General features: G+C 32.2%; 3 protein-coding genes. 1 reads left to right on the forward strand and 2 read right to left on the reverse strand.

The window, feature by feature from the left end; all coding sequences use genetic code 11:
* Window positions 1-976 (reverse strand): hypothetical protein (locus F6K22_RS29095; RefSeq protein WP_483244170.1); only part of this gene is annotated, 976 nt, incomplete at its 3' end.
* A 42-nt stretch (window positions 977-1,018) separates the two neighbouring features.
* Window positions 1,019-2,122, reverse strand: coding sequence for a glycosyltransferase family protein (locus tag F6K22_RS29100; RefSeq protein ID WP_293106119.1), 1,104 nt, complete (start codon window positions 2,120-2,122; stop codon window positions 1,019-1,021).
* A 1,384-nt stretch (window positions 2,123-3,506) separates the two neighbouring features.
* Here F6K22_RS29100 and F6K22_RS29105 point away from each other — a divergent pair.
* A complete protein-coding gene (locus F6K22_RS29105; RefSeq protein WP_293106122.1) occupies window positions 3,507-5,699 on the forward strand; it encodes a substrate-binding domain-containing protein in 2,193 nt (730 codons plus the stop codon).
* Window positions 5,700-5,811 lie beyond the last annotated feature (112 nt).

Below are 5,811 nucleotides of genomic sequence, written 5' to 3' on the forward strand. Positions count from 1 at the left end.
TTGATTTATCTCGACAGAGACGAGATAAATCATCTGTATCACCCTCACGCAGTAGTACTTCTTCTAGTAAAAGTTGACCAATTTCTTGCACAACACGACTCATAAATATAATCCCTATTATTTGCAAAGATAAAGGACCATAAGGAGCTAAATTAGCAATAAAATCAATTTTTTGAACTACTAAAGTAGCTGTAGTAATATAGATTGTATATTCAAGACATCGTTGGGCAAGAGGAATTAATTTACGTAGGCGGTTGTAGATCCGCACAATATTTCTTTGATCGGAGTATTTCTTACTAACAGCATCCACAGTTTCAATAACTGTTGTATTAGCTTTAGTAAATAGTAATCCCATAATAATAATTATATAAACTTGCAAACTTATATATAAATATTTGACAATTACTTCTGGGAAGACCATAATTTGAGCTGATATAGCAACATATAACAGCCAGATCATATTATTAAAGTGACTTTTGAAAAATTCAAATAATTTTTCAATACTGGCGTCATTGGCAGTGATGTTATCGACGTTTTTTGCCCACTCTGTTAACCAAGTTATAAATCTTTTTATATATGGAATACTCCATTTAGTTAAAATTAGTATGCCCAAGATTTTGAGGACTCTAATTCCTATAACTAGCAAGTAATCAAAGGAAATATTTTTAATCAAAGAAGTTTGGTATTCGATTAAATTTTTTCCTTGATAAATAAGCCATCCATTAATTCCAGCCACTAATAAACATAGTAGTAAGCAACTTACAGTTAATAATATCTGAGTATTTTGGTAGATAAATTCAACCTCTTTTTTCTTTTTTTTGACTGATGATACTTGTATTAATTGTTTATATGCTCTGCCGAAAACAAATTTAATTGCTACAAATAGACATATTATAAATACGATTTCAACTCCAGTTACAATGATACTGTTAATATCAATTTCAATGAAGTTATTAATATTAATTTTAGGGATCATAATTGTTTTCCTTGAATCAAATAATTGGACAATTGAAAATAATTATTGTAAATAATCTACAACAGCTTGAGCGATCGCTTCACTACCATTTTTATCTAATTTTTCAGATTTACGGGGTGCTTGTAGGGGTTGTTTGATAAATTCCCAATCACCATCAAAAAATTCTGTTGGAGGTAAGATTTGATGATAACTATAATCTTGAATTCCGTCTAATAATAATTTCGATTCGGCAAAACCTTCTCTAACTAATGACACAATAGGTACTTCTAAACGCAAAGCTTCAGCAAAGGTACTATATCCTGGTTTAGAAATAATCCTGCCACAAATCGGCATTAAATCTACAGGGCGAATATGTGGTAAATTTGTATCTATTTTTTCAGATTCTTTTCTGACATTTATGAGATTGGGAAGTTCAGGAGTGTTACTATCAAATGTAATAAATTGCCACTCAGGAAAACGAGAAAGATTTTGATAAGGAATATGGTCTAAACCTAAACCACCAAAAGTAAGTAAAATAGTTTTTTCTTTGTCGGCATGAATATCAAATTTTGCTTTAATTTCCTCTGGTTGATAACGTGGAGTTCCCCCAGTTAAACCAACATCAAAAATATTAGGAAAAGCACTCATAGTTTCGTGGAGTGGGAGGCGAAATAAACGGTCACATTTACTGAAACATTCACTAATCCAATCAGCAATTTCCACAAATTCACCACCCCAAGGACGATAAATAAAATCCCAACCAAAATTATTCATCATCCAACCAGGAATATTAGCAGCTTGAGCAATTTTCGCAGCAATTGGTGGAATATCTGCTAACAATAAATCTACTCGATTTTGCTTAATAAAATCTACTTCTCCAGCAATAATTGACTTTTCTCTGTGTCGAATTTCGTGCAATTTTTCTAGGGTAGTTTCTTTATCCATGGTGATACTATCTGATTGAATAACTCCCACATCAAAAGCACGGGGACGATAAATAAAATCACCAGAAATATAAGATTCCAATAACCAACGGGGAGCAGTTGTCACCATAATTAATAAAACATCTGGACACATTTTTTGCACCAGATTGGCAACTGATGATATGGGGACAACATGACCAAATCCATGATTAGTAATGGCAATATATAAGGTAGGTCGAGACATAGATTTTTTTCTAGTTTAAAGAGTAATACTATCTATTAGAATAACATAAGTATTTCATTAATTAATAATGGATAATGGATAATTATCTCTGGTTAAAACCGCAACAAAATTGAATATCAGGAAATATTCTAGCACTTTTTTTCCCCTTGAAAGGGGAGGCTAATAAAGCTGAATTATTTAATTATTAATTATTAATTATTCGATAAGTTATTTCAGTTATCAGTTAACAGCTAGCAGTACTTCCTGGAATAGGGAGGCTTGAGATACTAAATTTTATTTTTTTATCCCCTTGAAAAGATGGTTCATTTGATGAAAAAGCTAGAGAAGTTTATGTAAAATTATTGTTGACAGATGAAGTGCAAATATTAATTAAACAAGCAGGATATAGTCCAATTCGTTAAAATCGACCTGAAAGCAAAAAGCTGACGGCTGAATAATACTAAATCTGGTTATCAAAAGGCACTTTTAAAAATACTCTCTAACTCTCTCGCTATCTACTCTATACCCCATCTCCTTATCTGCACAAAAGGGTACTCTATAAACCGGATTTAGTATAATTACCTGATAAATTTAATTGCTGGAATTTTGCATAAATTTTTCCTATTTACCTGATAAATTAGTAAATCTTCATTTAGAAACCCTCTCTATCTGTAGATATATGGTCGTCCAATTAAGCTATCATACCATGCATGAAAAAAGAATGTTACGAATAATAAGGACTATGAAAATATTTTATCATAAATTTTTATTTGATGAAAAAGATAAGTTACGACACAAAAAAATGTATCAAACCTATTCATTCTGACTTCTGAGGAGTCAGAAGTACCATAGCTATTTGTAGCAAACACTTATCAAATTAGTATCACAGAAAAAATATATGGAAATAGTTAAGCAAACTAGAAAAGAACTGGTTTTTCAAAATATCTAATCTTATGGTTTTGACTTTTTACTAGCTTTTCCCCGGGTAGGAGCATTGTTGCTTTTTAATTTACTAATTTTACGGCAGATGGGAATCATTAGCGTTTTATAGCAATATGATTTGAGTTGTGAGATATTGGATATTTTTAGGGAACACTTAACTGGGAAAAGGGAACACAGAAGAAGGAAAAAATGTATATAAATGAATAAGATAACCGCTATACTATATTCTTTTAAGAAACATTCAATTCTTACATCTGATTCCTGATTGCTATATGTCAACTGCTCAAACCAACTCAAGTTAATTGTCAGGTTAATAACTCAGAGTATTTAGGTTTAATCCAAGGTTTTTCTACTTCCTTAAATCAGGTAATTGTAGCTTCATTAAGAAATGGTATAATTTAAACTAAATTTTTTTTCGGGGTAATTTAAACCGAAAATACAATGAATAAAATAGAATGCCATTATGAATATTATTAAAATTAAACTCATCGAAAATGAAGACTTTGGATTTCATGTTACTCTCACGACTAACGATAGTAAATTTGATTCTATTGATGGTTTTTTACCACCTTTGCCATCAGAATTAGAATTATCCCTAAGTAATTGGCAGTTAGCTTATAACCAGTTGGCAGAAGTTCGTAAAATCGCTACTCGGATTAGTCCAAAACGAACTATTTATTACTCCAGCTTAGAACAAAGAAAACTGATAAAAACTTATATTAATGAATGGCTAGATTCTGATGAACGTCGGTGGCGACCTATCCGAGAAGAATTAATTTCTGTGTTTAGTTCATTAGAAAATTCCGGCTCAGAAATTGGTGTATTTCTAGATGTGAAAAATCCCAAACTCCGACGACTACCTTGGCAAGAATGGAGTTTATTAACATCTCGGTTTCCTCAAGCAGAAATTGCTATGAGAGCTAGAGGTAAAGGTGAACTAAAACCTTATCCTAGTTGTGGCAATATTAGAGTGCTTTTGGTAGTTGGAAAAAGTGCGGGTATTAATACAAATCTAGATATAGAAATAGTGCAAAAACTACAGGAAAAAGGAGCAGAAGTTATCTGTTTAAAACAACCCAGTCGAGAAAAATTTGCTAATACATTAAGAGAAGAATCAGGTTTCCATATCTTTATTTTCTCTGGTCATAGTCGTAGTGAAGAAGATGGTACAATTGGCTGGATTTCTCTCAACAACTCTGATGAATTAAGTATTGACGAGTTTAAGAATTCTCTTAGATATTTAATAGATAAAGGATTACAATTAGCGATATTTAATTCCTGTGATGGTTTAGGATTAGCCAGTCAATTAGCTAAGTTAAGTTTGCCTCGTAGTATTGTGATGCGAGAACCAATACCTGATGAAGTAGCAGTCAAATTTTTAGACTATTTTTTTGCAGAATTTACTAATAATAAATCCTTATTTACTTCCGTTCATACTGCTAGAGAACGTCTGGAATATTTTGAGCATGATTATCCAGGGGCAATGTGGTTACCGACAATATGTATTCGAGAGTCAGCATTAAATAAACCTTTAAGTTGGCAAGAACTTACTGATAATTTAATCCCTACTCCTCAAACTTCTCCTTCGTTGCTGAATAAAAAAAATTTATTTTTATTAGTGGTTATAAGTTTATTGCTAGTTGCTGGAATAACTTGGTGGTTAATTAATGGAGTAAAACTACCAAAACAAGAAGTGGAAAATTTACAATTATTGCCTTGCCCAGAACAATTAACTCAGTTTATACCTTCAAGAGAAAATCAAATTGAACTTGACAAATGTTTTGCTTATATTTCTGGGGTTCCTAACGGTAATTGGCTACATGGAGGTAGTACAACTTGGGCACCAATTCGCGATCGAGTTAATCCAAAAATCCAAGAGATTTTTCCAGAATTTAAGTTGAGTTATAAACAACATCCTAGCTTACCACCAGGTTCGGGAACTGGGATTAAAATGTTATTAAAAGGTCAAATTTCTTTTGCAGAATCTTCACGACCTGTGACAGATGCTGAGTTGCAGAGAGCAAGAAATAGAGGGTTTCAACTGAAACAAATTCCTGTTGCTATTGATGGGATTGCTATTGTGATTAATCACGAACTCGATCTTGCAGGTTTAACTTTAAAACAACTTCAGAATATCTATACTGGTAAGATTACAAATTGGAGTCAAATAGGAGCAGCTAATATTAAAATTTTTCCCTATGCTCGTCCTCTTGCTAGTGGTACAACTCCTTTCTTTCAAGACAATATTTTAAATAACAAAAATTTTGGCAAAAATGTATTTTTTATTCCTACAACTACTCAAGCTTTACGAGAGGTAACTGCAAATAAAGGTGGAATTTATTTTGCTACAGCTTCAGAACTTATTCCTCAGTGTAGTGTCAAACCTTTAGCAATTAGCTATGAATCAGCAGGTACTTTTGTTGTTCCTTACAAAGGTGAATTTATATCACCAGAAAATTGTTCAGAACAACTTCGTAATGAGCCGAATTTAGAAGCATTTGAAAATGGAACATATCCCATTACGAGACGGTTATTTGTGATTGTCAAAAAAGATGGTTCCTTTGATGAGAAAGCTGGAGAAGCTTATGGAAAATTATTGTTGACAGATGAAGGGCAAAAGTTAATTAAAGAAGCGGGATATAGTCCCATTCGTTAAAATTCAAAACTCAAAAGTTTAGAAGTTAGAAGGCGCGAAGTTAAATTCCTATATTTGAGAGTTTGAGAATGTCCTAACTTCCCTGACGATTATCTATACCTTATAAATTTAA

The organism is Okeania sp. SIO2F4, from assembly GCF_010672385.1.
Taxonomy (GTDB): domain Bacteria; phylum Cyanobacteriota; class Cyanobacteriia; order Cyanobacteriales; family Microcoleaceae; genus Trichodesmium.

Bases quoted from the DNA above. Each gene is read 5' to 3' on its own strand.
- F6K22_RS29100 (WP_293106119.1), bottom strand. From the start codon at position 2,122: ATGTCTCGACCTACCTTATATATTGCCATTACTAATCATGGATTTGGT.
- F6K22_RS29105 (WP_293106122.1), top strand. From the start codon at position 3,507: ATGAATATTATTAAAATTAAACTCATCGAAAATGAAGACTTTGGATTT.